Consider the following 21,145-nt stretch of genomic DNA (forward strand, 5'->3'; position numbering starts at 1 on the left):
TCGCGAGTCGCGACTCCTACAAGGGCGGCGGCATGCACGACTGCTTTCGTGGGAGCCCCGCCCTCGGGGCGAAGCTTTTCAGACACCGAGCTGCGGCCATTCGCCGCGGGTCGCGACTCCTACAAAGGCGGCATACACGACTGCTTTGTTGTGGGAGCCCCGCGCTCGGAACGAAGCGTTTTAGCACCGAGCCGGCGCCATTCGCCGCGGGTCGCGACTCCTACAAGGGCGGCGGCATGCACGACTGCTTTGTTGTGGGAGCCCCGCGCTCGGGACGAAGCTTTTCAGGACGGCAGGATAGGCAAGCGGCGTTCCGCTTCTGTGCATCACGCGGGCAGTGTGGCCGCCCCTTAGAAGAAGTGGCGCGGCAACCAGACGATCATCACGGCACAGAACACCGTCAGGCCGATGCAGAACCAGAAGAATTTGCGTTGGCGCCGTTCGCCAGCGGTATCGGCGTGGGCGGGGAGGGGCATACCGCAGTTGCTGCATTCGGCTTCCTGCGGCGGGTTGGGTTGCTGGCAGTACAAGCACTTGGGCATGGGCGGCGTCCTCTTTACGTCAGGTCCAGCTTGCCATCCCTGGCGACCGATCAAGGTTGACCGCAATCAACCGCCTGAAAAAGCCGCTCGGCCTGGACGGGCAGCCGACCGGGGGGAGCGGGCGGTTGCTGCCGATCACTCGAACTGTTCGAGGCGTTGGCGATCGAGGATGGTGATCTGCCGGCCTTCCTGGATGATGATGTCTTCGTCGATCAGGCGACGCATGATGCGCGAAAAGGTTTCCGGCTGGATCGACAGGTGGCCGGCGATCAGCTGCTTGGCCATCGGCAGCTCGAAGCTGTTGCTTTCGTCCTTGAGTCGCGCCAGCTGCGTCATCAGGTAGCGCACCACGCGGTGGGTGGCGTTCTTCAGCGACAGCGTTTCGATCTCATTGATGCGCTGATGCAAGCGCACGCTGAGCTTGCCGAGTAGCGCGAAGGACAGCTTCTGGTTGGCTTCCAGCAGACGCATGTAGGCCGTATTGGAGAACCGGTAGACCTGGGTCGGGCAGACGGCCTGGGCCGAGGCGACGTAGTTGGGTGTGTCCATGAGCATCATCGCTTCGGCAAAGGTCTGCCGGTTGCCGATCACCTCGAAGACCTTTTCCTGCCCGTCCGGGGTCAGCCGGTAGATCTTGATCGCCCCGGAAATCACGAAGTAGAACGAATGGGCCGGTTCGCCCTGATGAAAGAGGTTGTCGCCCTTGTCGAGATTGAGCAGCTGGCTGGCGCTCATCAGCTCGTCCATCTGTTCGTCATTCAAGGGCTCGAACAGGTGATGGCTACGGAGGATCTGGTTGTGTACGCGATGAAGCACCATGCAAGGCATCCTGTTTTCTAATAATCAACCGCCCTCGGACGGGTGCCGTACCGGTTCACAGGTGTCGGCGTCGAGGTTTTACTGAGCCTAGCCCAGGCGTGGGACTGAAGTATTGATGCATGCCAAGTGTTGAAACGCATGGCATCAGGCCCGTCAGGGTGAGAGCGTTTTCGTTCCGCTGACGGCTGCTTGTGTGGGGCTGACGACCAGATCGAGTGCCACACCGCTGGCCAACGCCAGCATCGACGCCATGGCCAGGCCCCACACCAAGGGCTGAATCACTGCTTTCATACCGCCTCCGTTACTACAGGATGGGGCCATCTGGCCCGCGTGGCTCGTTGTCGCCTCAATGTGCAGCGGCGTTGACGAACAGGATGTTGTTCTCGAGATGAATGTGCTGCATCAGGTCGTCGCGCAGCTCCTCGAGCCCGCGATAAAGCGCGCGCCAGGTGTTGCAGGCGTTGGCCGGCGGGGTGATGTCATGGGTCAGCTCGGCCAGGCGCTCCAGCGCGGCGCCGTGCTGGTCGTGCTCGTAGCGCATCACCGCGATCGGGCCCTGGGTCGGCGACAGTAGGATGTTGCGGCGCAGCATCGGGAACAGAATCTGCTCCTCCTTGAGCATGTGGCTTTCCAGCTCCTGCTGCATGCGCCAGAGGTGTTCGGCGAGCCCGGTCGGACAGTCAGCCTTGTTGCCGTGTACCTGCTCGACGCGGCTGGCCAGGCGGATCAGCTCTGGAAGCTGTTCACGATGCCGTTCGTGAAAGCGTTCGAGAATGTATTCGATGAGCTCGGCGACCGATTCATTGCGCCAATCCAGCTCGGTTGTCGAGTTGATACTCAGTGCCGCGAGCTCGTTGGCTATGGTTTGCGCGTCCAGGTTGCGCTGCAGCGCCGCGTCGCGCAGCGGGATGTTGCCACCGCAGCAGAAATCCAGTTTGTACTGGCGGAACACGCGGGTGGCGCCGGGGATGAGGCAAGCCAAGCTGCCCAGGGTCTGCTCGGTAAACGCGATGTTCATGGCGGCGTATCCGTGAGTGGAGATACAGGAGAAGGGCAAGCTCCGTGCCATAGCTAACCGGTTGATTCATAAGGACCTAAATTTAGGCTTGGTGAAAACTACCTGACCGGTATAGGGTTTAAAAAACCTTGAGGGTAGTTCGCACCATGATGGAAGAAGCACTGCTGGCCGATCTTGTCACCGAGCTGCCCAATGCGGTTCGCCTGCAACGACTGGTGCATACCCTGCACGAACGCTTCCGCTGTGGCGCGGTGGTGTTGCTGCGCCTCGATGACGACACGCTGCGCCCGTTGGCCGCGGTGGGGCTGGTGCAGGAGGCGCTTGGCCGGCGCTTCGTGGTGGCGCAACACCCGCGGCTCGCTGCGATCCTCTCGCAACGCGAGCCCACCTGGTTCGAACCCGATAGCCGGCTGCCGGACCCTTACGACGGGCTGCTCGACGAACGTGCCGGCGAGCCTTTGCCGGTACACGATTGCATGGGCGTCAGCCTGTTCGTGGAAGGCAAGCTATGGGGCGCGTTGACCCTCGATGCGTTGCACGCCGGAACCTTCGATGACGACGCGCGGCGCGACCTGCAGCGCTATACCCTGGTGATCGAGGCGGCGATTCGTATCACCCGGCTGGAGCACGAAAATCGCGGCCTTCGCCTGGCCCGCACCGATGTGCTGGAACCCACCGAAGTGCCGGGTGACGGTGAGATTCTCGGCCAGAGTCAGGTGATTTCCGAACTGCTGCGGGAACTGAAAGTGGTCGCCGACTCCGAACTGCCGGTGTTGCTGCTGGGCGAGACCGGCGTGGGCAAGGAGCTGTTCGCCCGTTGGTTGCACCGCCATTCGCGCCGCCGCAACAAGCCCCTGGTGCTGGTCAACTGCGCCGCATTGCCTGAATCGTTGGCCGAAAGCGAGCTGTTCGGTCACGTCAAAGGTGCGTTTTCCGGTGCCACCACCGATCGGCCCGGCCGTTTCGATGCAGCCAACGGCGGCACTCTGGTGCTCGATGAAGTGGGCGAGTTGCCGCTGGTGGTTCAGGCCAAGCTGCTACGCACCTTGCAGAACGGAGAAATCCAGCGTCTCGGGGCCGACAAGCCGCGGCAGGTCGATGTGCGGATCATCGCGGCGACCAATCGGAATCTGCGCGAGAGCGTGCGCGACGGGCATTTTCGTGCCGATCTCTACCATCGCTTGTCCGTCTACCCGGCACCGATTCCGCCGCTGCGCGAACGCGGCAATGACGTGCTGATCCTGGCCGGCTACTTTCTCGAGCTGAACCGCGCCCGGCTGGGGCTGCGCAGCATGCGACTGTCACCTGCCGCCGAGCGCGCGTTGCTCGGTTATGGCTGGCCGGGCAACGTGCGCGAGCTGGAGCACGTGATCAGTCGCGCGGCGCTGCGACTGCTCAGCCGTGGCGCGTCACGCAGCGAGATCCTCACCCTGGAGCCCGATCTGCTCGATCTGGACAGCACGCATGCCGCCTCGCTTGCGCCGATTGCCGAGGCCCAGCCGCAACCGACACCGACGGAAGTGGAAATCGTCTCGCTGCGCCAAGCCGTCGATGACGCTCAGCGCCTGGCGATCGTTCGCGCCCTGGAGGCCAGCGGCGAGAACTGGGCACAGGCAGCCCGCTTGCTGGACGTCGATTCCAGCAACCTGCACAAGCTCGCCAGACGGCTGAAGCTCAAATAGCCCCGACGTGGTAGCAACCGTTTCATCGCAATTGCCGCCAATCGGCGCGAGTCGTCTCGACAGCTCGCTGGTCTAAGCTGCTGACATGACCTATCGAGGAGACTTCCATGGCTCTGGACCATGACCAGTTCGACGCGCTGCTGACCGAGGCGCTGGCGCATGCCGAGCGCGCCGCCAGCGAGAATAATCCACAGCACTACCAACAGGCCTTCGTCGCCAGCCTCAAGGCCATGCGTCTGCTGGCGGACGAATCCGGTGCCTGGCGGCAGATGGTCGCGCGCGCCACCGAGGAATTCGAAGGCGACGAGGGAATATAGACCGAGGCGCTGGAGGCTGGCAGCAAAAGCAGAAGCTGGGCTGTCGGCGGATCGGCATGCGCGGCTTAGCGAGCTTGTGGCGAAAACGCAGCCGGAGCCTCGTGAACAAGCCGCGCGCCCATGGCGTCTCGCCCCGCGCGAACTGCATGGCATGCAGAACAACATCGACAATATCCGAATGAAAGCCCAGCCCTGATTAGCTTCGAACGTCGAGCTTCGAGCGCTACCCCTCCTTGACCTTTATCAATGCCGACCTCGGGTCGTCTACCTAGACTGCCGGCTTTCCGTCCGGCCCGGACGGCGCTGCTGCCATCGGCACGGCGCGCATGAACCGCACGTCTAGGAGTTGCCATGCATTTGGTCTGTCCAGCAGGTAGCCTGCCGGCGCTGAAGGCCGCCGTCCAGCAGGGCGCCGATGCCATCTATGTCGGTTTTCGCGACGACACCAACGCCCGCCATTTCGCCGGCCTCAATCTCGATGACAAGCAGCTCGACAAGGGCCTGCAGTTGATCCGCGAGAAGGGCCGGCAGCTGTATATCGCGGTCAATACCTATGCGCAGCCCGACGGTTGGAGCCGTTGGCAGCGCGCCGTGGATCAGGCAGCCGCCATGGGCGTCGACGCACTGATCGCCGCCGACCCTGGCGTATTGGGCTATGCCGCCAAGCGCCATCCGCAGCTCAACCTGCACTTGTCGGTGCAAGGCTCGGCGACCAATGCCCCGGCGCTGGCGTTCTACCAGCAGCGCTACAACATCAAGCGCGCCGTGCTGCCCCGGGTGCTATCGCTCAAACAGGTCAAGCAGGTCGCCGCCAGCAGCCCGGTGCCGATCGAAGTGTTCGCCTTTGGCAGCCTGTGCATCATGGCCGAGGGTCGTTGCCATCTGTCTTCGTACCTTACCGGCGAATCACCCAATCTCTGTGGCGTCTGCTCGCCGGCAAAGGCGGTGCGCTGGAGCGAGGAGCCGGAAGGGCTGACCTCGCGCCTCAACAATGTGCTGATCGACCGCTACGCCGAAGGCGAATCGGCTGGTTACCCGACGCTGTGCAAAGGTCGCTTCATGGTCAATGGCCAGCGCTTCCACGCGCTGGAAGAACCCACCAGCCTGAACACTCTGGATCTGATCCCCGAGCTGTCCGCCATCGGCGTCACCGCGATGAAGATCGAGGGCCGCCAGCGCAGCCCGGCCTATGTTGAGCAGGTCACCCGGGTCTGGCGCGCGGCGCTGGACAGCTATCTCAAGGCGCCGCAGCGCTACGCGGTCGAACCCGGCTGGCGGCAGGTGCTGGACGGTCTCTCCGAAGGCTCGCAAACCACCCTGGGTGCCTATCACCGGGCCTGGCAATGAACGAGGAGTCACCCATGAAACTTTCTCTGGGCCCGGTGCTGTTCTACTGGGATCGCCAGCAGACGCTGGACTTCTACGCCAACATGGCCAGCCAGCCGCTGGATGTCATCTACCTCGGCGAAACCGTGTGCTCCAAGCGCCGCGCGCTGATGCTCGATGACTGGCTTGGTCTGGCCCGTGATCTGGCTGAAGCCTCCTCGGCGCAACTGGTCTTGTCCGGCCTGACCCTGGTCGAAGCCGCTTCCGAGCTATCCAGCCTGCGTCGCCTGTGCGACAACGGCGAACTGCTGGTGGAAGCCAACGACATGGGCGCGGTGCAGCTGATGTCCGAGCGCAAGTTGCCCTTCGTCGGCGGCCCGGCGCTGAATCTCTACAATGGCCATGCGCTGGCCGAGCTGGTGGCCAGCGGCATGACCCGCTGGGTGCCGCCGGTGGAAGCCTCCGGCAAGCTGATCACGAGTGCCCGCGCGCAACTGCAGGAGCTGGGCGTGGCGCTGCCGGAAATCGAGATATTCGCCTATGGTCATCTGCCACTGGCCTATTCGGCGCGCTGCTTCACCGCCCGTGCCGAGAACCGGCCGAAGGACGACTGCCAGTTCTGCTGCCAGAACTATCCCGAGGGCATTCCGTTGCTGAGCCAGGAGGGTGAGGCGCTGTTCACCATCAACGGTATCCAAACTATGTCCGCAGCGGTCAGCAACCTGCTCGCCGACTACGCGGGTCTGGTCGACAGCGGTGCCGATCTGCTGCGCCTGAGCCCGCGCGCTGCCGGTATGGACGAGGTGGTCGCTGCCTTCGATGCGGTGCGCAAGGGCGCGCTGCCGCCGCTGGCGGTGGACGGTTGCAATGGGTATTGGCATGGCCAGCCGGGCATGCTGCGCGCCGAGGAGGCCGGATTATGTTGAGCCCGCGTGCCCATCTGGTGAATCTCGGTGGGCGGCTGCTGCCGCTCGCCGCCAAGACGCCGTTCCTGTTGCAGCGTCTGGCGCTGGAGCGCAGCCTCAATCAGGTATTCGCCGAAGCGCTGAGTGACGGTGCCTTCGATGTGCTGGACGATCGCTGGTTGAAGCTCGAAGTCGCCGACCTCGGTCTCGCCTGGTGCCTGACCTGCGAGCGTGAGCAGCTGCGCATCGCCGCGCAGGTGCCAGCGGAGGTGACGATTCGCGGCAACTGGCGTGAGTTCCTGCTGTTGGCCAGCCGTCAGGAAGACCCGGATACGCTGTTCTTCCGTCGCCGGCTGGTCATCGAAGGCGATACCGAGCTGGGCCTGGCGATCAAGAACCTGATCGACAGCCTCGACCCCGACTCGCTGCCGAGCTGGCTGTGGAAACTGCTGCAAGGCGCTGGTGAAGAAGTGGCCGCGGCCGGGCGGGCCCAGGCGGCTGGTGCCTGATCCGACTAGCAGTGCTAGCGGTGCGGCGTTGGTCAAGGTGGTCTTCAGTGTTGCGCCGTAGGATGGGCTCAGTCCGCCGCCCTGGCTGATCGAGTCGCCGACCAGCGATGTGTGGTTTCACCCCGCGCGCCGCTGCATCCGATCGCTGGCGATGATGGCCTTCATGTCCACGAACAACGCGTCGGCTTCGGCCTCCGAGCAGTCCTCGCGATAGCGCTTGCGCAAGCCGTAGCTGCTGAGCGTGATATGGACATCGGCGGTCACGTCGTGGAGCGCCAGACAGGCGCGTGCGCAATGCAGAGGGCAGCCGTCGATCGCCAGAATCGGTCGGCCCGAGTTGGCCTTGTTGACCAGCGAGCTGACTCTTCCGCCGACACCGGCAATGCAGGACATTTCTGCCAGCCCGGCACGATCGAGGCGCACCGCGAGGGTGTTGGCCAGCTGCGCCACGTTCGAGCAGCCTGAACAGGCGTACACCAAGGGTAGGCGCGACGTCGACATGCTGTTCTCCCGATCCGATAGGTCTGTCGGCAAGTATCCAAGCCTGGCGGATCTCTGCCTTTGACGATCATCAAGAAGCTGGGGCGATTGGTCGCAGGTCACTCCTGATAGGCAGCCAGGCCTTGATTGTCCAGGATCTCGATGCGGCGGCGTTGCACGCTGATCATTCCCGACTCCATCAGCCGGTGCAGGATGCGCGAAAAGGTTTCCGGCTGTATGCCCAACTTGGAGGCGATCAGGCGTTTGGGCACGTCCAGCGTGACCACGCCGCTGTCGTCCGCCTGTGACTGATAGAGAAAGCGCACCACGCGATGGCTGGCGTTGGCCAGGGTAAGGGTGTCGATTTCGTTCATGCGCTGATGCAGACGGATACTGAGCGTGGCGAGGATGTCCAGGCAGATGCTCGGGTGCTCCTCCAGCATGCGCCGATAGTGCGGGCCATGCAGGCTGGCGATGAGGCTGGCCTTGAGCGCCGTGGCACTGACCGGGTAATTCGGCGCGCCGGTGAACAACAGCGCTTCGGCGAAAGATTCGCCGCTGCGAATGACCTCCACCAGTTTCTCCTGGCCGTCGCAGACTACGCGATGCAATTTCACCTGACCGCTGAACAGAAAGTAGAAGCGCTCGGCCTTGTCGCCCTGGTGAAACAGCGAAGCGCCAGCGGGCAAACGCTTGAGATTGGCCGACGCACAGACCTCCTGCATCGCCGCCTCGGGCAGCCGGCTGAACAAGTGATGGCGGCGAAGCTCCGCAACAAGGGATGTTTCGGTGAGCATGGTTCCTCCGCCGGTACGCGTCCGGGATTGTTCGAAGCTGCATCCTAGAAGTCCCGGTGGTCGCGCTTCCTTGACCTCGGACAAGATCGTCCGCCGCGGTTGGCTAGGCCAGATGTTGAAAAAACACCGAGGACGAATTGACGATGGTCAATTCGTTCCAGGCCTCGATTCTCTACATTCACACCATCTTGTGTTTTTGGATTTTTTGCTTACTACATATGGTGATGGAGGGGTGATGCTCAGGCTTGAGGAGGTGAACCATCCTGTCTCGCTGCGCAAGCGCGATGGGCGGCTGGTAGCGTTCGAACTGGACAAGATTGGCGCCGCAATCGAGACGGCCGGTCTGGCCACGGGTGAATTCGACCAGACCGCTGCCCAGGCGCTGGCTGCCCAGGTGCTGACGCGCTTGCAGCAGCGGGTGGTAGCGGTGGAGCAGGCGCAGGATGCCGTCGAACGCGTACTGATGGAGGCGGGGCATTACGCGACTGCCCGCGCTTATATCGTCTACCGGGAGCAGCATGGCCGGCTGCGCCGCGACCACAAGGCGATCGTCGATGTCGCCGCCTCGATGAACGAGTACCTGTCTCGTGAAGACTGGCGCGTGCGGGCCAACGCCAATCAGGGCTATTCCCTGGGCGGTCTGATCCTCAACGTGTCGGGCAAGGTCACCGCTAATTACTGGCTGGACGAGGTCTACAGTTCGGAAATCGGTACCGCGCATCGCGAAGGCGATCTGCACATCCACGATCTGGACATGCTGGCCGGCTACTGTGCCGGTTGGTCGCTGCGCACCCTGCTCAACGAAGGATTCAACGGCATTCCCGGCCGGGTCGAGGCGGGGCCTCCCAAACACCTGTCGAGTGCGCTGGGGCAGATGGTCAACTTCCTCGGCACGCTGCAGAACGAGTGGGCCGGCGCGCAAGCCTTCAGTTCCTTCGATACCTACCTCGCGCCGTTCGTGCGCAAGGACAATCTGGGCTTTGCCGAGATCCGCCAGGCCATTCAGGAATTCATCTACAACCTCAATGTGCCGTCGCGCTGGGGAACCCAGACGCCGTTCACCAATCTGACGTTCGACTGGGTCTGCCCGGAAGATCTGCGCGAGCAGATCCCCTATATCGGTGGTGAAGAGATGCCGTTCGCCTATGGCGAGCTGCAGGCCGAAATGGAGCTGATCAACCGCGCCTACATCGAGGTCATGCAGGCGGGCGACGGACTTGGTCGGGTGTTCACCTTCCCTATACCGACCTACAACATCACCCATGATTTCCCCTGGGACAGCGAGAACGCCGATCGCCTGTTCGAGATGACTGCGCGCTACGGGCTGCCGTACTTCCAGAACTTCCTCAATTCCGACATGCAGCCCAATCAGGTGCGCTCGATGTGCTGCCGGCTGCAGCTGGATGTGCGCGAGTTGCTCAAGCGAGGCGGTGGCCTGTTCGGTTCGGCCGAGCAGACCGGTTCCCTCGGCGTGGTGACGATCAACTGCGCGCGCCTCGGCTATCTACATGCCGGCGACTGGTCCGGGTTGCTCGAGCATCTCGATGCGCTACTGGAAATGGCCATGCAGAGCCTGGAGATCAAGCGCAAGGTGATTCAGCATCACATGGACGCCGGGCTCTATCCCTACACCAAGCGCTACCTGGGCACCCTGCGCAATCATTTTTCAACCGTCGGTGTGAACGGCCTGCACGAAATGGTGCGCAACTTCACCGAGGATGCCGAAGGGCTGCATACATCGGCGGGGCGGCAGCTTGCGATCGACTTGCTCGACCATGTGCGTGCGGTGCTGGTGCGCTTCCAGGAGCAGACCGGTCACCTCTACAACCTCGAAGCGACGCCGGCCGAGGGCACCACCTACCGGTTCGCCAAGGAAGACCGAAAGCGCTTCCCGGACATCTTGCAGGCGGGTTCGGCGGATGCACCGTACTACACCAATTCCTCGCAGCTGCCGGTGGGCTTCACCGATGACCCCTTCGAGGCCCTGGCGTTGCAGGACGAGCTGCAGACCAAATACACCGGCGGCACCGTGCTGCACCTGTACATGGCCGAGCAGATCTCGTCGGCGCAGGCCTGCAAGAACCTGGTGCGCAAGGCGCTCGGTCGGTTCCGGCTGCCTTACCTGACCATCACCCCGACGTTTTCCATCTGCCCGGTCCACGGCTACCTGAGCGGCGAACACGAGTTCTGCCCGAAGTGCGACGAGGTATTGATTGCCAAGCGGCGGGCCGAATGCCCCTGCACGGCGTGACACGAGTTCTAACCAACCCAGAGGAGCGACACATGACCCAAGCCACCCAACTGCCCGAAGCCCAACGCCAGCGCTGCGAAGTCTGGACCCGTGTGATGGGTTATCACCGCCCGGTAACCGCCTTCAACCCGGGCAAGCAGTCGGAGCACCGGGAGCGCAGGCACTTCACTGAACAGGCGGCGCGAGTGACCGTTGCGTGAACGCAGCGCTTCGGGTCGGGGGGCTGGTCCCCCTGACCACATTGGATTTTCCAGACCATCTCGCCTGCGTGCTGTTCTGCCAAGGTTGCGGCTGGCGCTGTCGCTACTGCCATAACCCCGGGCTGATTCCAGCCTGTGGGGAGCAGGAAAAGCCTTGGGACGGGATTCTCGATTTTCTTCGGGAACGAGTCGGACTACTCGAAGCGGTCGTTTTCAGCGGCGGCGAGCCGACCCTGCAATTGGCGCTACCCGAGGCGATTGCCGAGGTGCGCGCGATGGGTTTCAAGATCGGCCTGCACAGCGCTGGCATCAAACCCAGGTTGTTCCGTCAGGTGCTATCGCTGGTGGATTGGGTGGGCTTCGACGTCAAGGCCCTGCCGGAGCACAGCATGCTGATCACCGGAGTCGAAGGCAGCGGCAAAGCCAACTGGAAAAGCCTTGAGCACTTGCTGGAAAGCGGTGTTGCCCACGAATGCCGGACCACCGTGCATTGGCAGCTGTTTGATGCCGACCACCTCTGGGACCTGGCCCAGCGTCTTCGCGCCCTGGGTGTCGAGCGCTTTGCGGTGCAGTGCGTGCGCACCGCCAGGATGTTCGACAACACCCTGCCCGACAGCCGCGCGCCCTATGACCAGCAAAAACTCTGGGATCGGCTGGGGATGCTGTTTCCGTCGTTCGTGCTGCGAGGGTGACGTCAAGCCTCTTCGCAGCATTCCGGCTCCCTCCGGATGCTTCGGGGCTGGCAACGATAACGACTCGTGGCGAGCGAACTTGCTCGCGATCAGGGTGAGCATCGGAGTTTTTGTATCAAGCCGGTGCTGGCGATTCCTGAGCGGCGTTTAGGCGTGTTACTCACGCTTCCGGCGCATGCCGATGTGCGGGATCCCGTCCTCGACATACACCTCGCCCACCGGGTCGAAGCCGTAACGCCTGTAATAGCCTTGCAGGTGGGCCTGGGCGGACAGGAAGATCGAGTGCCCCGGCCATTGTTTCTCCGCATGGTCGAGTGCATGCACCATCATTTCATGGCCGATGCCCTGACCGCGGGCCGAGGGCGCGGTCACGACGCGGCCAATGACCACGTCGCCATCATGCTGGATAGGGGCGAGCAGGCGCAGGTAGGCCGCTAATTGCTCGTCGCGCCAGGCCATCAGGTGGCAGGTGTCGCCTATCAGGTCCTGGCCATCAACATCCAGGTACACGCATTGTTGCTCGACCACGAAGACGTCCGCGCGCAGGCGCAGGATGGCATAGAGTTCTTGCGTGCTGAGTTGGGTGTGGTGTTTGCAGATCCAGTTGATTGACATGACGCCGACTCGTAGAAAATACCAGCGCTGATACTAAACGTATCCCACGCCAAACGCTGTCGACAGTCCCTGCAAGCAGCAAGCAGCCTCCCCGACGCCCTGCGTGAGCGGGTCGGACTGCTGGAAGCCGTCGGCGTTGGCACTCGCTCTTGCAGGAGCGAGCCTTGCTTGCGATCAGGGCGAGTATCAGAGGGTCCGCTTTGTTTCCGAATGCGGCTGGGATCGCCAAAAGAAGGCTGGGCGGAGCCCGACAGGGCGCCTGTTCAGCTCCAACCCCAGAACTGCAAATACCAGCCGTAACCCACCACCGCAGTCGCCAGTCCCACGCAACCTAACGCACTGAGCCGTCGCAGGCCATTGGCCCCATGGCGGCTGATTACCCGCCACGCCAAGTACAGGCTCCAGCCGATAGCACCGGCCAGGAGCAGTGCGCGGGTCGGCTGTGCCCAGGCGAGGATGAACCCTTCGTAGCGCAACAGCTTGATGGTGGTCGCCGAGAGGCCGAGAAACAGCCCAGCACCACCCAGGGGCGTGAGCGCAAGCGCGAGGTGGTGGAAAACCTCATCGCGGCGGTTCATCAAGCGCACTGCGCCACGCAACAGCAACCACAGCGCACCACCGATCAGCAGCGAGCTGGCACCGATGTAGGTAAGGATGGCTGCACCATCGAGCCAGGTGAAGGCGTCGTTGACCTGCGGATAGTGGGTCAGCAGCCACCAGGGCGCGTTGGCCTCCAGCGGCCAGAAGATGTCGCGATCGACCAGCCACTCGGCGGCGGTCTGCTTGAGGGTGATGAACCAGGGACTGACCGTCCATTGGAAGGCGCCCATGGCCAGGCCGATCATGCCGAATAGCAGCAGCGTACTGTCCCAATGGCCGTGCTGCGGCTGGTTGCCGACGATGAGGATTTCCTCGTTGGGCGAACGGGCGGCGAGGGCGACGGCCCCACGTTGGCCACTGCAGCGACCGCAGGCGTGGCATTCGCTGTTTCCCTGCATGCGGCGGATGTCGATCAGCGGCGCGCAGTTGGGGGTCGCCAGCTTCGGTCCTTGGTTGGCCTGCCAGCGTTGCTCGTCGACCCTGTAGTGCATCGGCGCCAGACGCGCGAGCAAGCCGAACACACCGCTCACCGGACACAGGTGGCGGCACCAGACGCGTTTGCCGCGTCCGTAGAGGAAGCCGACGATCATCGCCGCGACGGTGGAGCCGCCGAGGATCAATGCGGCGGCCCGACCATAGTCATAGACGCTGATCAGCTGGCCGTAGACGGTGGTCAGCACGAAGGCGATGGTCGGCCAGCCGCTCCAGCGGATCCACTGCGGCGTGCGCTTGTTCAGCCCGCGCCAGCTGATCCATTCGCTGAGCGCGCCTTCCGGGCAGAGCACGCCGCACCAGAGTCGGCCGAAAATCACCATCGACAGCAACACGAACGGCCACCACAGCCCCCAGAACAGGAACTGCGCGAACACCGTGATGTTGTCCAGCATGCGTGCCTCGGAAGGCGGCAGCGAAAGCACGGCGGGCACCAGCAACAGGACCAGATAGAAGCCGACCACCAGCCACTGGATCAGGCGGATGGTCTTGGCATGCTGGCGCAGCAGGTCGCCGATACGCGCCAGCCAGGGAGCGTTGGCTATCATGCTGGATGCGCCTCCAGACGAGCCTCCGCCTTCGGCCGCAACCAGGCCCAGACGGCCAGCCAGTACAAGGCCATGAGAATGACCGCCGCCAGCGAAGGCATTGCTCGGTAGCCGGTCAGCCCGGCGATGGTGCTGCCCAGGGTGCCGCCGTCATCGAGCAGGGCGGAGGTGTCCCATAGCGGATCGCCGAAGGCTGTATAGAACAGTTCCGGTACGTCCATGCCCATCAGTTGACCGCTGAAACGGTCGAGTCCGGCCATCAGCAGGGCGGCGCCGAGCAACAGCAGCAAGGCTTCGCTGATCTTGAAGAAGCGTTTCCAGGAGAAGAACCGGCTGCCCGCCTGCAGTGCGGCGTAGCTGAGCAGTGCCAGGCCGAAACCGAGCAGACCGCCAATGACGAAGCTGGTCAGGTCCATGCCCTGTTGCTGATGGCCGATGCCGTACAGGAAGACCACCGTCTCGCTGCCTTCACGCGCCACGGCAAGCATGGCCAACACCAGCAGTCCGACACCGTTACCCTGGCTCAGCTGTGTGCTGGCGCTGTCGATCAGATTGCGTTTGAGATCGCGTCCATGATGATGCATCCAGCCGACCATCTGCAGGATCAGCACGCTGGCAACCAACAGCATGGCGCACTGGAACCATTCGCCCGCCGGGCCGGCCAGCCAGTCCCCGGCGCTGAGGATGCCCCAGGCCAGCAACGTCGCCAGGCCAAGGCCTGCGCCTACACCAGCCCAGAGCATACGCAGCGCGTGGCGATTGCCGGGTTGCTGGCTCAGCCAGGCGTGCAGAATGCCGATGACGAGCAGCGCCTCGACGCTTTCGCGCCAGACGATGAACATTGATTGGCCCATGTCGCTTCTCCTGTGAAGGAACTACTTGGCGATGATTTCCCCTTCCGGGAGGTCCATGTGGAACTCATCGAAGAAGGGGTAGCGGCCCGGCTTGAGCGGATGAATCACGACAAACGAGGTGACGCCGGGCGAGAGGACCTTTTCCACCCGCAGCGGCGTGCTTTCGAACTCGGTCGGCCCGCTGCCGGCATTGATGACGACGATCTTGAAGCGCTGGCGAGCCGGCACTTCGATTGTCGCCGGCTCGAAATGGCCGTCACGGATGGTCAGTTCGTAGGTGGGTAACCCGGCTTGGGCGCCGCCGGCGAAACCGGCAGCGAGCAGGGCGAGGGTAGGGAGCAGGATGCCTCGCATGCTGACCTCCGACTCAATAGCCGCCTTTCTTGCCGATGCCGGCGTAGGTGAACTCGTAGTTCAGCTTGCAGGTCTCGAACCAGGGCGCGACTCCGGTTTCCTTGTCCACGTGACGGCCGAACATGCTGTGCTTGCCATCCGGCGGCGAGATGGTGAAAGTCAGCCGGTACTTGCCCGGACCCATCAGCTTGACGTTGTCGCCGTAGTGCGGGCCGTCGTTGGCAACCATCGGGTGGAAGTCACCCTCGATTTTCTCATCCGAGCCTTTCTTGGTCAGCGCGTAGCTGATGTTCAGGTAGGAGACGAAGCTGCCTTCCTGCCAGCCGTTGGGGTTGTTTTCCGTAGCGGAGATATCGGCTTCCAGGTGCACGTCGGATTTGGCCGCGTCGAGCATCATTCCGGCCGGCTCCATTTCGACTGGCTGCAGGTACACGGCACCGACTTCCATACCGCCGCATTGCTGCGGTTCGCCGATGGGGTATTCCTTGGCCTGAGCGAGGGGAGTGAGTAGCAACGAAGCAACGGCGAGGGTGGCAGGAATGCGCATGAAGCCTCCGAAGAGCAGAGATGGAATGTGTGGAGAGGTTCGCACCTGTGATACTTAACGATAATGATTCGCGTCAATTCTGATCGAAATACTTTGTTACGTATAGCCCGAATGGGTTGTGTCCGACGCTCCACAGAGCCTGGATGCTCCGCGTGCTGTGTCCTGGAGCCGTTGGGTGCGTTGAGTTGTCGCACCGGGGTGGACGCTGAAGTGGTTGGCCTCGGCATGCCAGGGCAGCCCTGTCCGGTGTGTTTATGAGGCTCGATAAAAGCTGCGGGAGATATCGTTAGCGGCCTACCATATGTATTTTCGAGTCGGGGAATTCTATGCCTCAAGCCATCGCACTGGATGCTCGATCCGCCCGTGTATTGCCCTGGCTGGTCGCCATCGCGTTCTTCATGCAGACCCTCGATGGCACCATTCTCAACACGGCGCTGCCCGCAATGGCCCGTGACCTGGCCGAGGACCCGCTGCGCATGCAGGGCGTGGTCATTGCTTACATGCTCACCGTGGCACTGCTGATTCCAGCGTCCGGATGGGTGGCGGATCGCTTCGGCACTCGACGCATCTTTTTCTCGGCCATCGTGTTGTTCACGCTCGGCTCGTTGCTCTGCGCGATGAGTGCGAGCTTCAATCAGCTGGTAATGGCTCGCGTGGTGCAGGCGATCGGGGGCGCGCTGATGCTTCCGGTCGGGCGTCTGGTGGTGCTGCGCGCCTATCCGCGCAGCGAGTTCGTGCGGGTGATGACCTTCATTGCGTTGCCGGGCATGGTCGGTCCGCTGATCGGCCCGACCCTCGGTGGTTGGCTAGTGGAATACGCCTCCTGGCACTGGATATTCCTGATCAACCTGCCAGTCGGGTTGGTTGGCTGCATCGCCGCGCTTCGCTTCATGCCCGATCTGAAGAGCAGTGAGCGGATGCGTTTCGATACGGTCGGCTTTTTGCTGTTTGGTGGCTCGATGGTGCTGATCACCATTGCGCTCGAAGGCCTGGGGGAAATGCAGATGCCTCACGCCCGCGTTCTATTATTAATGGTGATTGGCAGCGCTTGCCTGGCGGCCTATTGGTTGCGCGCCGGGCATGTCGACGAACCCTTGTTCAGCCCGACGTTGTTCCGCACGCGTAGTTTCGCCGTTGGCATTTTCGGTAATCTGTTCGCACGCCTAGGCAGTGGGGCGCTGCCTTTCCTACTGCCGTTGCTGCTGCAGGTCGCACTGGGCTATTCTCCGGCGCAGGCGGGCATGAGCATGATCCCGCTGGCACTAGGTGCAATGTTGATCAAACCCCTGGCCAAACCGCTGATCGACCGGCTCGGCTACCGGCGCATCCTGGTGGGCAACACCTTGTTGCTGGGCAGTCTGATCGCGAGCCTCGCGACAATCGACGCACACACACCGACAGTGCTTCTGCTGCTGCAGCTGAGCCTGATCGGCATGGTCAATTCGATGCAGTTCACCGCGATGAATACCGTGACCCTGGTCGGGCTCAGCAACCAGAATGCCAGCAGCGGCAACAGCCTGTTATCGGTGGTGGTGCAGTTGTCGATGAGCCTGGGGGTGGCTTCGGCGGGCGCATTGCTGGGCGGCTTCACGGTCCCGGGCGCTGACGGCGAGGCCGTGCTGCAAGCGTTCCACTTGACGTTCCTGTGCATCGGCGGGATGTCGATGCTGGCCGCCACATTGTTCTTTCAGCTCGACAGCAAGCAGGTCATGGCCGCCCGACTCATCGACGACGAGTGACAGATCAGCCGATACAGAGATCGGCTTCTTCTTCCTCGGGTATTTCGTCAGTCACGATCACCCGCGCGTGGTAGCTGTTTTCTTCCTCCATGCGCAGGCCGAAATAGCGGGTGTCATGCGCATCCCAGAACGCCTCGACCTGCTCCATTGTGGCGGCCTCAAGGAGTACCTCCAGACTATGTTCCAGAACAATGGTGTAGAGTTTTTCAGAAGACATGGTTCGCAGGCTCATGCTCGGATTAGAAGGTGGCTGCTCGTCTGTAGCAGTGATGTCATTCTGACAGCTGGCGCTTTGTTATCCGTGCCCGCTCATCGCCTTACCATCGCGTTCCGCTGAACGGTCTATCGATGCGGTGGTCGCGTTTCCGGCAGATGCTTTATCCAGCCCGCCTTGAGCGCTGTTCGGCTGCGCTATGATGGCGTCCGTCAGGTCGAGGAGTGGGAAATCCCATGAGTAAGCCGGGTCAGCGGGTCTTGATCGCGCTGCGCAAGATGATCGCCTCCGGGGAATTGGCGGCGGGTGAGCGCATCGCAGAGATTCCTACGGCGCAATTGCTGGAAGTATCCCGTACGCCGGTGCGCATCGCCTTTCGCACCCTGGAACAAGAGGGCCTACTGGCCAAGAGCGCCGGGCGCGGTTACACGGTGCGCGCAGTCAGCCCCGTGGAAATTGCCGGCGCGGTCGAGGTACGCGGAGTGCTCGAGGGGCTGGCCGCGCGCCAGGCCGCCGAGCGCGGCATCGATGCCGAGGTGCGTCAGTCTCTACGCGAATGTCTGGAGCAAGGCGACCGGCTGTTCGGCAAAGGCTACGTCACGGAGGAGGATCTCGAGGCCTACCACGAACTGAACATGCACTTCCATCAGCTGATCCTCGAAGCCAGCGGCAACCCTGCCATCGCCGACGCCCTGTCGCGCAACGACCACCTGCCGTTCGCCTCGGTCAGCTCGCTGGCGGTCGACCTGCATGATATGGCGCGCGAGTATCGCCGCTTCAATTTCGCTCATATGCAGCACCACGCGGTGTTCGACGCCTTGATCAACGGCCAGGGTGCCCGGGCCGAAGCGATCATGCGCGAGCATGCCAACGCGACTCTGCGCTACGCGGAGATCTTCGGACCGGCAAAAACCGCCAGTGAAGGGCTCAAAGTGATCCACAAGAGCCAGGCGGACGAAGCTGGATAAGCGCCAGCCTAATTCGGAAGGCGGCGGCGCCTGCGTAGTACGCTTTACAGATCCAAAACCAGCAACGGACTTTTCGCCCGCGAGCAGCAAGGGGTGAATTGGTCGTTGCGTGCCTGTTCTTCTTCGCTGAGGTAGAGATCGCGGTGTTCCGGTTCGCCGGCCAGCACGCCGGTCAGGCAGGTGCCGCAGATCCCCTGTTCGCACGACAACGGTATCAGGATGCCGGCGGCGTCAAGGGCCTCGGCCACGCTCTGGTCGGCAGGGATCTGGATGATCTGGCCGCTGCTGGCGAGCTGCACGGCGAAGCTGCCGTCGTGCGCATGGTCGACGGGCGCGGCGGCGAAATACTCGCGGTGCGCGCGTTCGTCGGCCCAGCCTTGGGCTTTGGCGGTATCCAGCACGTGGGCCATAAAGCCGCCCGGTCCGCACACGTACAGGTGTGTATCGGCGCCGGGCTCAGCCAACAGAGCGCTGGCATCGAGCCGCTGTGCGGCCGCGCCATCGTCGAAATGCAGCTGTACCCGGTCGGCGAATGGCGCTGCCCGCAAGCGGTCGAGGAAGGCTGCTCGCTCGACCGAGCGAGCGCAGTAATGCAGCTCGAAATCGGCACCGAGCTGGTGCAGACGTTCGGCCATACACAGCATCGGTGTGATTCCAATGCCGCCGGCGAACAGGAGGCTGCGTCGGGCATCTTCGGTTAGGGGAAACAGATTGCGCGGCTCACTGATTGACAGCGTCTGGCCGACCTGTATCTGCACGTGCATGGTCTGGGAGCCGCCGCGCGAAGCGGGATCCTTTAGAACGCCGATCAGGTAGCGGTGGTTTTCGTCCGGGTGGTTGCACAGCGAATACTGGCGGACCAGGCCGCCGGGCAGGTGTACGTCAATATGCGCGCCGGCCGTGAATGCGGGCAGCGGTGCGCCGTCGGCTCGGGCCAGTTCGAAACTGCAGATGTCCTCGGCCTGGTTGTGGCGCGCAATCACTATGACTTCGATCACGGTCGGCTCCTTGAGCGGTAAGGGGATGGGCTATGCCGGGCCTGATGATCAGCTACTGGCGATCAGCTCGGGCAACGTGGCCTGGGTCCGTTCTGCGGCGATCAGTCGTTCAAGGATGCGCCGCGCCTGCACGCCCCCGGCGTCGATATTCAGCTTGAGCAGTTGGCGCTGCGGGTGCGCCAGCAGGTTGGCCTGCTGCTGCTCGAGCATTTGCAGATCCTCGGAGAAAATCTTGCCCTGGCCTTCGCGGATGCTTGCGGTGAGTTCCTGATCGTCGGGCTTGAAGCTGCGCGCCATGCCCCAGAAGTACCAGATCGAGGTCTCGGTCTCCGGGGTGATGAAATCCACAACGATGCTCGCCGCCTTGTCGGCCTCCGCCGCTTCGTAGCCGCCCTTGCCGGCGTGAGCCACGCCCACCTCGATCAGCACATGGCTCGGTGGGGTGAAGCGGCAGATCTGCCAGCGATCCACTGGGACGTCGTCCGCCAGGCCGTTGCCGCGCAGGGCCATGCGCCAGAACGGCGGGGCCATGATGTTCTGCATGTGCCGGCTGGTGATTACGCTGTCGCCCTCGACGGTGGTGGCCGGCGCGACCTCGTCGATTTCCTTCTGGCCGATGCTCGAGGCGTGGACATAGGTCTCGTGGGTCAGGTCCATCAGGTTGTCGATCATCAGGCGATAGTCGCAATTGATGTGGAACAGCCCGCCGCCGTAGGCCCAGTCCGGGTTGTCGGCCCATTCCAGATGGTGGATCAGTGCGGGGTCGGCCTGCTCGGCGTCGCCCGGCCAGACCCAGATGAAACCGTAGCGCTCCTCCACCGGGTAGCTGCGGATACATGGGAAGCCGCGCACGCGTTGGCCCGGCATCGCGGCGGTCTTGCCGTCGGCGCCCATACTCAGGCCGTGATAGCCGCAGATGAGTTGTCCATCTTCGACGAAACCCAAGGACAGCGGCGCGCCACGGTGCGGGCAGAAATCCTCGACCGCCGCGACCTTGCCCTGCGGGCCGCGATAGAAAGCGATTTTCTCGCCGCAGATCAGTCGGCCGAGCGGCTTCTCGGCGATCTCGTCCGGGGTGCAGGCTACATACCAAGTGTTTTTTGGAAACATGAGAGGATCTCCAGCACAGGCTGTGTTTGTTTTTATTGGATCCAATAGTTTCCTTGCTTTAGGTCGATGTCAAATCAAAGCCCGATAAACGTCCGATTATCGCCCTTATTCGGCTTAGAGCGTTGTGTTTCCCGGAGAGCAATAGGTGAGGTGAATTCAAATGGATCCATTATTGGATTTGTCAGATGCTCGCATCGCCGCGCTGTAAGGGCTGGTAAATAAGTTGGTCATGAGTGCAGCCATGCCGTAAGGGCTCTCCTGCAAGGGCAGGTCGCTGCCAACGAAGAACTCGGCGTTGAGGTCGGTCAGATCCGCTTCGGCGTCTTACCATTCTTCGGCGGGGTTACGGCTCAGGCGGCAGATGACGGAGCCCGTGGGGGATTCGACGGAAATGGCCGCGCAGGTGCATGAGCGGATCCAGATTCCATCCAATCAGGCTCGCAGGCATGAGGCTAGGCGTGTAGCTCAAAGGCAACGCCAGCGGAAGGCACACGGGGACTTTCACGCGCATCACAGCGCGGCGGACAGATTCTGCCTGCCGCCATACTCCTGTGCTCGTTTTCGTGTA

24 protein-coding genes are annotated in these 21,145 nt (G+C 62.7%); 10 read left to right on the forward strand and 14 right to left on the reverse strand.

The window, feature by feature from the left end:
• Positions 1-350: 350 nt before the first annotated feature.
• The 4 genes from MCB86_RS07270 to ytfE all read right to left on the reverse strand — a co-directional run bounded on the left by MCB86_RS07270 (position 351) and on the right by ytfE (position 2,379).
• Positions 351-542, reverse strand: coding sequence for a DnrP protein (locus MCB86_RS07270; RefSeq protein ID WP_239610466.1), 192 nt, complete (start codon positions 540-542; stop codon positions 351-353).
• Between the two features lie 135 nt (positions 543-677).
• Complete coding sequence (locus tag MCB86_RS07275) at positions 678-1,361, reverse strand: Crp/Fnr family transcriptional regulator (RefSeq protein ID WP_239610467.1); 684 nt, start codon at positions 1,359-1,361, stop codon at positions 678-680.
• A gap of 153 nt (positions 1,362-1,514) precedes the next feature.
• The gene (locus MCB86_RS07280) at positions 1,515-1,652 is read right to left on the reverse strand and encodes a hypothetical protein (protein WP_239610468.1); all 138 of its coding nucleotides are present in this window, start codon (positions 1,650-1,652) and stop codon (positions 1,515-1,517) included.
• Positions 1,653-1,707: 55 nt separating this feature from the next.
• Entirely contained in the window at positions 1,708-2,379 is a 672-nt protein-coding gene (gene ytfE / locus MCB86_RS07285) for an iron-sulfur cluster repair protein YtfE (protein ID WP_239610469.1), read from the reverse strand.
• Between the two features lie 146 nt (positions 2,380-2,525).
• Between ytfE and norR the strand changes: the two genes are divergently transcribed.
• The 5 genes from norR to MCB86_RS07310 all read left to right on the forward strand — a co-directional run bounded on the left by norR (position 2,526) and on the right by MCB86_RS07310 (position 7,118).
• Positions 2,526-4,061, forward strand: a complete 1,536-nt coding sequence (gene norR / locus MCB86_RS07290) for a nitric oxide reductase transcriptional regulator NorR (RefSeq protein WP_239610470.1) — start codon at positions 2,526-2,528, stop codon at positions 4,059-4,061.
• Between the two features lie 107 nt (positions 4,062-4,168).
• Positions 4,169-4,378, forward strand: coding sequence for a hypothetical protein (locus MCB86_RS07295; protein WP_045163587.1), 210 nt, complete (start codon positions 4,169-4,171; stop codon positions 4,376-4,378).
• 351 nt (positions 4,379-4,729) lie between these two features.
• Positions 4,730-5,725 carry a peptidase U32 family protein gene (locus MCB86_RS07300; RefSeq protein WP_239610471.1) on the forward strand — a complete coding sequence of 332 codons (996 nt, stop codon included), beginning with the start codon at positions 4,730-4,732 and terminating at the stop codon, positions 5,723-5,725.
• Between the two features lie 14 nt (positions 5,726-5,739).
• Entirely contained in the window at positions 5,740-6,630 is an 891-nt protein-coding gene (locus tag MCB86_RS07305) for a U32 family peptidase (protein ID WP_239610472.1), read from the forward strand.
• Positions 6,624-7,118: an SCP2 sterol-binding domain-containing protein gene (locus MCB86_RS07310; RefSeq protein ID WP_045163584.1), complete on the forward strand. Its 495-nt coding sequence runs from the start codon at positions 6,624-6,626 to the stop codon at positions 7,116-7,118. Before MCB86_RS07305 ends, MCB86_RS07310 begins: the two co-directional genes overlap by 7 nt.
• Before the next feature lie 117 nt (positions 7,119-7,235).
• Here the strand turns inward: MCB86_RS07310 and MCB86_RS07315 are convergent, their stop codons facing one another.
• Positions 7,236-7,619, reverse strand: a complete 384-nt coding sequence (locus MCB86_RS07315) for a putative zinc-binding protein (RefSeq protein WP_239610473.1) — start codon at positions 7,617-7,619, stop codon at positions 7,236-7,238.
• A gap of 98 nt (positions 7,620-7,717) precedes the next feature.
• On the reverse strand, positions 7,718-8,395 hold the full coding sequence (locus MCB86_RS07320; protein WP_045163582.1) for a Crp/Fnr family transcriptional regulator: 678 nt from the start codon (positions 8,393-8,395) through the stop codon (positions 7,718-7,720).
• A 235-nt stretch (positions 8,396-8,630) separates the two neighbouring features.
• On the opposite strand from MCB86_RS07320, the gene MCB86_RS07325 reads away from it, so the two are divergent.
• The 3 genes from MCB86_RS07325 to MCB86_RS07330 are packed head-to-tail and all read left to right on the forward strand — an operon-like array spanning position 8,631 to position 11,538.
• Complete coding sequence (locus MCB86_RS07325) at positions 8,631-10,646, forward strand: ribonucleoside triphosphate reductase (protein WP_275589453.1); 2,016 nt, start codon at positions 8,631-8,633, stop codon at positions 10,644-10,646.
• Positions 10,647-10,678: 32 nt separating this feature from the next.
• Positions 10,679-10,846: an anaerobic ribonucleoside-triphosphate reductase gene (nrdD, locus tag MCB86_RS22935; RefSeq protein WP_045163580.1), complete on the forward strand. Its 168-nt coding sequence runs from the start codon at positions 10,679-10,681 to the stop codon at positions 10,844-10,846.
• Positions 10,843-11,538 (forward strand): anaerobic ribonucleoside-triphosphate reductase activating protein, encoded by a 696-nt coding sequence (locus tag MCB86_RS07330; protein WP_045163579.1) that lies wholly within the window; start codon positions 10,843-10,845, stop codon positions 11,536-11,538. The genes nrdD and MCB86_RS07330 overlap by 4 nt, the downstream gene beginning before the upstream one ends.
• 156 nt (positions 11,539-11,694) lie before the next feature.
• On the opposite strand, the gene MCB86_RS07335 is transcribed toward MCB86_RS07330, so the two are convergent.
• The 5 genes from MCB86_RS07335 to MCB86_RS07355 form a co-directional block, all read right to left on the reverse strand.
• Positions 11,695-12,153, reverse strand: coding sequence for a GNAT family N-acetyltransferase (locus MCB86_RS07335; protein ID WP_045163578.1), 459 nt, complete (start codon positions 12,151-12,153; stop codon positions 11,695-11,697).
• Positions 12,154-12,416: 263 nt separating this feature from the next.
• Positions 12,417-13,793 (reverse strand): 4Fe-4S binding protein, encoded by a 1,377-nt coding sequence (locus tag MCB86_RS07340; RefSeq protein WP_239610474.1) that lies wholly within the window; start codon positions 13,791-13,793, stop codon positions 12,417-12,419.
• Positions 13,790-14,647, reverse strand: a complete 858-nt coding sequence (locus MCB86_RS07345; RefSeq protein WP_239610475.1) for an FTR1 family protein — start codon at positions 14,645-14,647, stop codon at positions 13,790-13,792. The genes MCB86_RS07340 and MCB86_RS07345 overlap by 4 nt, the downstream gene beginning before the upstream one ends.
• 21 nt (positions 14,648-14,668) lie before the next feature.
• Positions 14,669-15,001, reverse strand: a complete 333-nt coding sequence (locus tag MCB86_RS07350) for a cupredoxin domain-containing protein (RefSeq protein ID WP_045163575.1) — start codon at positions 14,999-15,001, stop codon at positions 14,669-14,671.
• Between the two features lie 13 nt (positions 15,002-15,014).
• Entirely contained in the window at positions 15,015-15,548 is a 534-nt protein-coding gene (locus MCB86_RS07355) for an iron transporter (protein ID WP_239610476.1), read from the reverse strand.
• Between the two features lie 326 nt (positions 15,549-15,874).
• On the opposite strand from MCB86_RS07355, the gene mdtD reads away from it, so the two are divergent.
• Positions 15,875-17,287, forward strand: a complete 1,413-nt coding sequence (gene mdtD, locus MCB86_RS07360; protein WP_239610477.1) for a multidrug transporter subunit MdtD — start codon at positions 15,875-15,877, stop codon at positions 17,285-17,287.
• 4 nt (positions 17,288-17,291) lie between these two features.
• On the opposite strand, the gene MCB86_RS07365 is transcribed toward mdtD, so the two are convergent.
• Positions 17,292-17,504: a hypothetical protein gene (locus tag MCB86_RS07365; RefSeq protein ID WP_239610478.1), complete on the reverse strand. Its 213-nt coding sequence runs from the start codon at positions 17,502-17,504 to the stop codon at positions 17,292-17,294.
• Between the two features lie 233 nt (positions 17,505-17,737).
• Here MCB86_RS07365 and MCB86_RS07370 point away from each other — a divergent pair, with 233 nt between their 5' ends.
• Positions 17,738-18,469 (forward strand): GntR family transcriptional regulator, encoded by a 732-nt coding sequence (locus MCB86_RS07370; protein ID WP_239610479.1) that lies wholly within the window; start codon positions 17,738-17,740, stop codon positions 18,467-18,469.
• Positions 18,470-18,513: 44 nt separating this feature from the next.
• On the opposite strand, the gene MCB86_RS07375 is transcribed toward MCB86_RS07370, so the two are convergent.
• Together MCB86_RS07375 and MCB86_RS07380 are read right to left on the reverse strand one after the other, a co-directional pair.
• Complete coding sequence (locus MCB86_RS07375) at positions 18,514-19,467, reverse strand: PDR/VanB family oxidoreductase (RefSeq protein ID WP_045163571.1); 954 nt, start codon at positions 19,465-19,467, stop codon at positions 18,514-18,516.
• 48 nt (positions 19,468-19,515) lie between these two features.
• Positions 19,516-20,577, reverse strand: coding sequence for an aromatic ring-hydroxylating dioxygenase subunit alpha (locus tag MCB86_RS07380; RefSeq protein ID WP_239610480.1), 1,062 nt, complete (start codon positions 20,575-20,577; stop codon positions 19,516-19,518).
• Between the last annotated feature and the right edge of the window lie 568 nt (positions 20,578-21,145).

It is taken from the genome of Pseudomonas sp. KSR10, from assembly GCF_022355455.1.
Classification (GTDB): domain Bacteria; phylum Pseudomonadota; class Gammaproteobacteria; order Pseudomonadales; family Pseudomonadaceae; genus Stutzerimonas; species Stutzerimonas stutzeri_E.

Excerpts from the sequence above, each read along its gene's own strand:
- MCB86_RS07270 (WP_239610466.1), bottom strand. The coding sequence starts at position 542 with ATGCCCAAGTGCTTGTACTGCCAGCAACCCAACCCGCCGCAGGAAGCC.
- MCB86_RS07275 (WP_239610467.1), bottom strand. The coding sequence starts at position 1,361 with ATGGTGCTTCATCGCGTACACAACCAGATCCTCCGTAGCCATCACCTG.
- MCB86_RS07280 (WP_239610468.1), bottom strand. The coding sequence starts at position 1,652 with ATGAAAGCAGTGATTCAGCCCTTGGTGTGGGGCCTGGCCATGGCGTCG.
- ytfE (WP_239610469.1), bottom strand. The coding sequence starts at position 2,379 with ATGAACATCGCGTTTACCGAGCAGACCCTGGGCAGCTTGGCTTGCCTC.
- norR (WP_239610470.1), top strand. The coding sequence starts at position 2,526 with ATGATGGAAGAAGCACTGCTGGCCGATCTTGTCACCGAGCTGCCCAAT.
- MCB86_RS07295 (WP_045163587.1), top strand. The coding sequence starts at position 4,169 with ATGGCTCTGGACCATGACCAGTTCGACGCGCTGCTGACCGAGGCGCTG.
- MCB86_RS07300 (WP_239610471.1), top strand. The coding sequence starts at position 4,730 with ATGCATTTGGTCTGTCCAGCAGGTAGCCTGCCGGCGCTGAAGGCCGCC.
- MCB86_RS07305 (WP_239610472.1), top strand. The coding sequence starts at position 5,740 with ATGAAACTTTCTCTGGGCCCGGTGCTGTTCTACTGGGATCGCCAGCAG.
- MCB86_RS07310 (WP_045163584.1), top strand. The coding sequence starts at position 6,624 with ATGTTGAGCCCGCGTGCCCATCTGGTGAATCTCGGTGGGCGGCTGCTG.
- MCB86_RS07315 (WP_239610473.1), bottom strand. The coding sequence starts at position 7,619 with ATGTCGACGTCGCGCCTACCCTTGGTGTACGCCTGTTCAGGCTGCTCG.
- MCB86_RS07320 (WP_045163582.1), bottom strand. The coding sequence starts at position 8,395 with ATGCTCACCGAAACATCCCTTGTTGCGGAGCTTCGCCGCCATCACTTG.
- MCB86_RS07325 (WP_275589453.1), top strand. The coding sequence starts at position 8,631 with ATGCTCAGGCTTGAGGAGGTGAACCATCCTGTCTCGCTGCGCAAGCGC.
- nrdD (WP_045163580.1), top strand. The coding sequence starts at position 10,679 with ATGACCCAAGCCACCCAACTGCCCGAAGCCCAACGCCAGCGCTGCGAA.
- MCB86_RS07335 (WP_045163578.1), bottom strand. The coding sequence starts at position 12,153 with ATGTCAATCAACTGGATCTGCAAACACCACACCCAACTCAGCACGCAA.
- MCB86_RS07340 (WP_239610474.1), bottom strand. The coding sequence starts at position 13,793 with ATGATAGCCAACGCTCCCTGGCTGGCGCGTATCGGCGACCTGCTGCGC.
- MCB86_RS07345 (WP_239610475.1), bottom strand. The coding sequence starts at position 14,647 with ATGGGCCAATCAATGTTCATCGTCTGGCGCGAAAGCGTCGAGGCGCTG.
- MCB86_RS07350 (WP_045163575.1), bottom strand. The coding sequence starts at position 15,001 with ATGCGAGGCATCCTGCTCCCTACCCTCGCCCTGCTCGCTGCCGGTTTC.
- MCB86_RS07355 (WP_239610476.1), bottom strand. The coding sequence starts at position 15,548 with ATGCGCATTCCTGCCACCCTCGCCGTTGCTTCGTTGCTACTCACTCCC.
- mdtD (WP_239610477.1), top strand. The coding sequence starts at position 15,875 with ATGCCTCAAGCCATCGCACTGGATGCTCGATCCGCCCGTGTATTGCCC.
- MCB86_RS07365 (WP_239610478.1), bottom strand. The coding sequence starts at position 17,504 with ATGTCTTCTGAAAAACTCTACACCATTGTTCTGGAACATAGTCTGGAG.
- MCB86_RS07370 (WP_239610479.1), top strand. The coding sequence starts at position 17,738 with ATGAGTAAGCCGGGTCAGCGGGTCTTGATCGCGCTGCGCAAGATGATC.
- MCB86_RS07380 (WP_239610480.1), bottom strand. The coding sequence starts at position 20,577 with ATGTTTCCAAAAAACACTTGGTATGTAGCCTGCACCCCGGACGAGATC.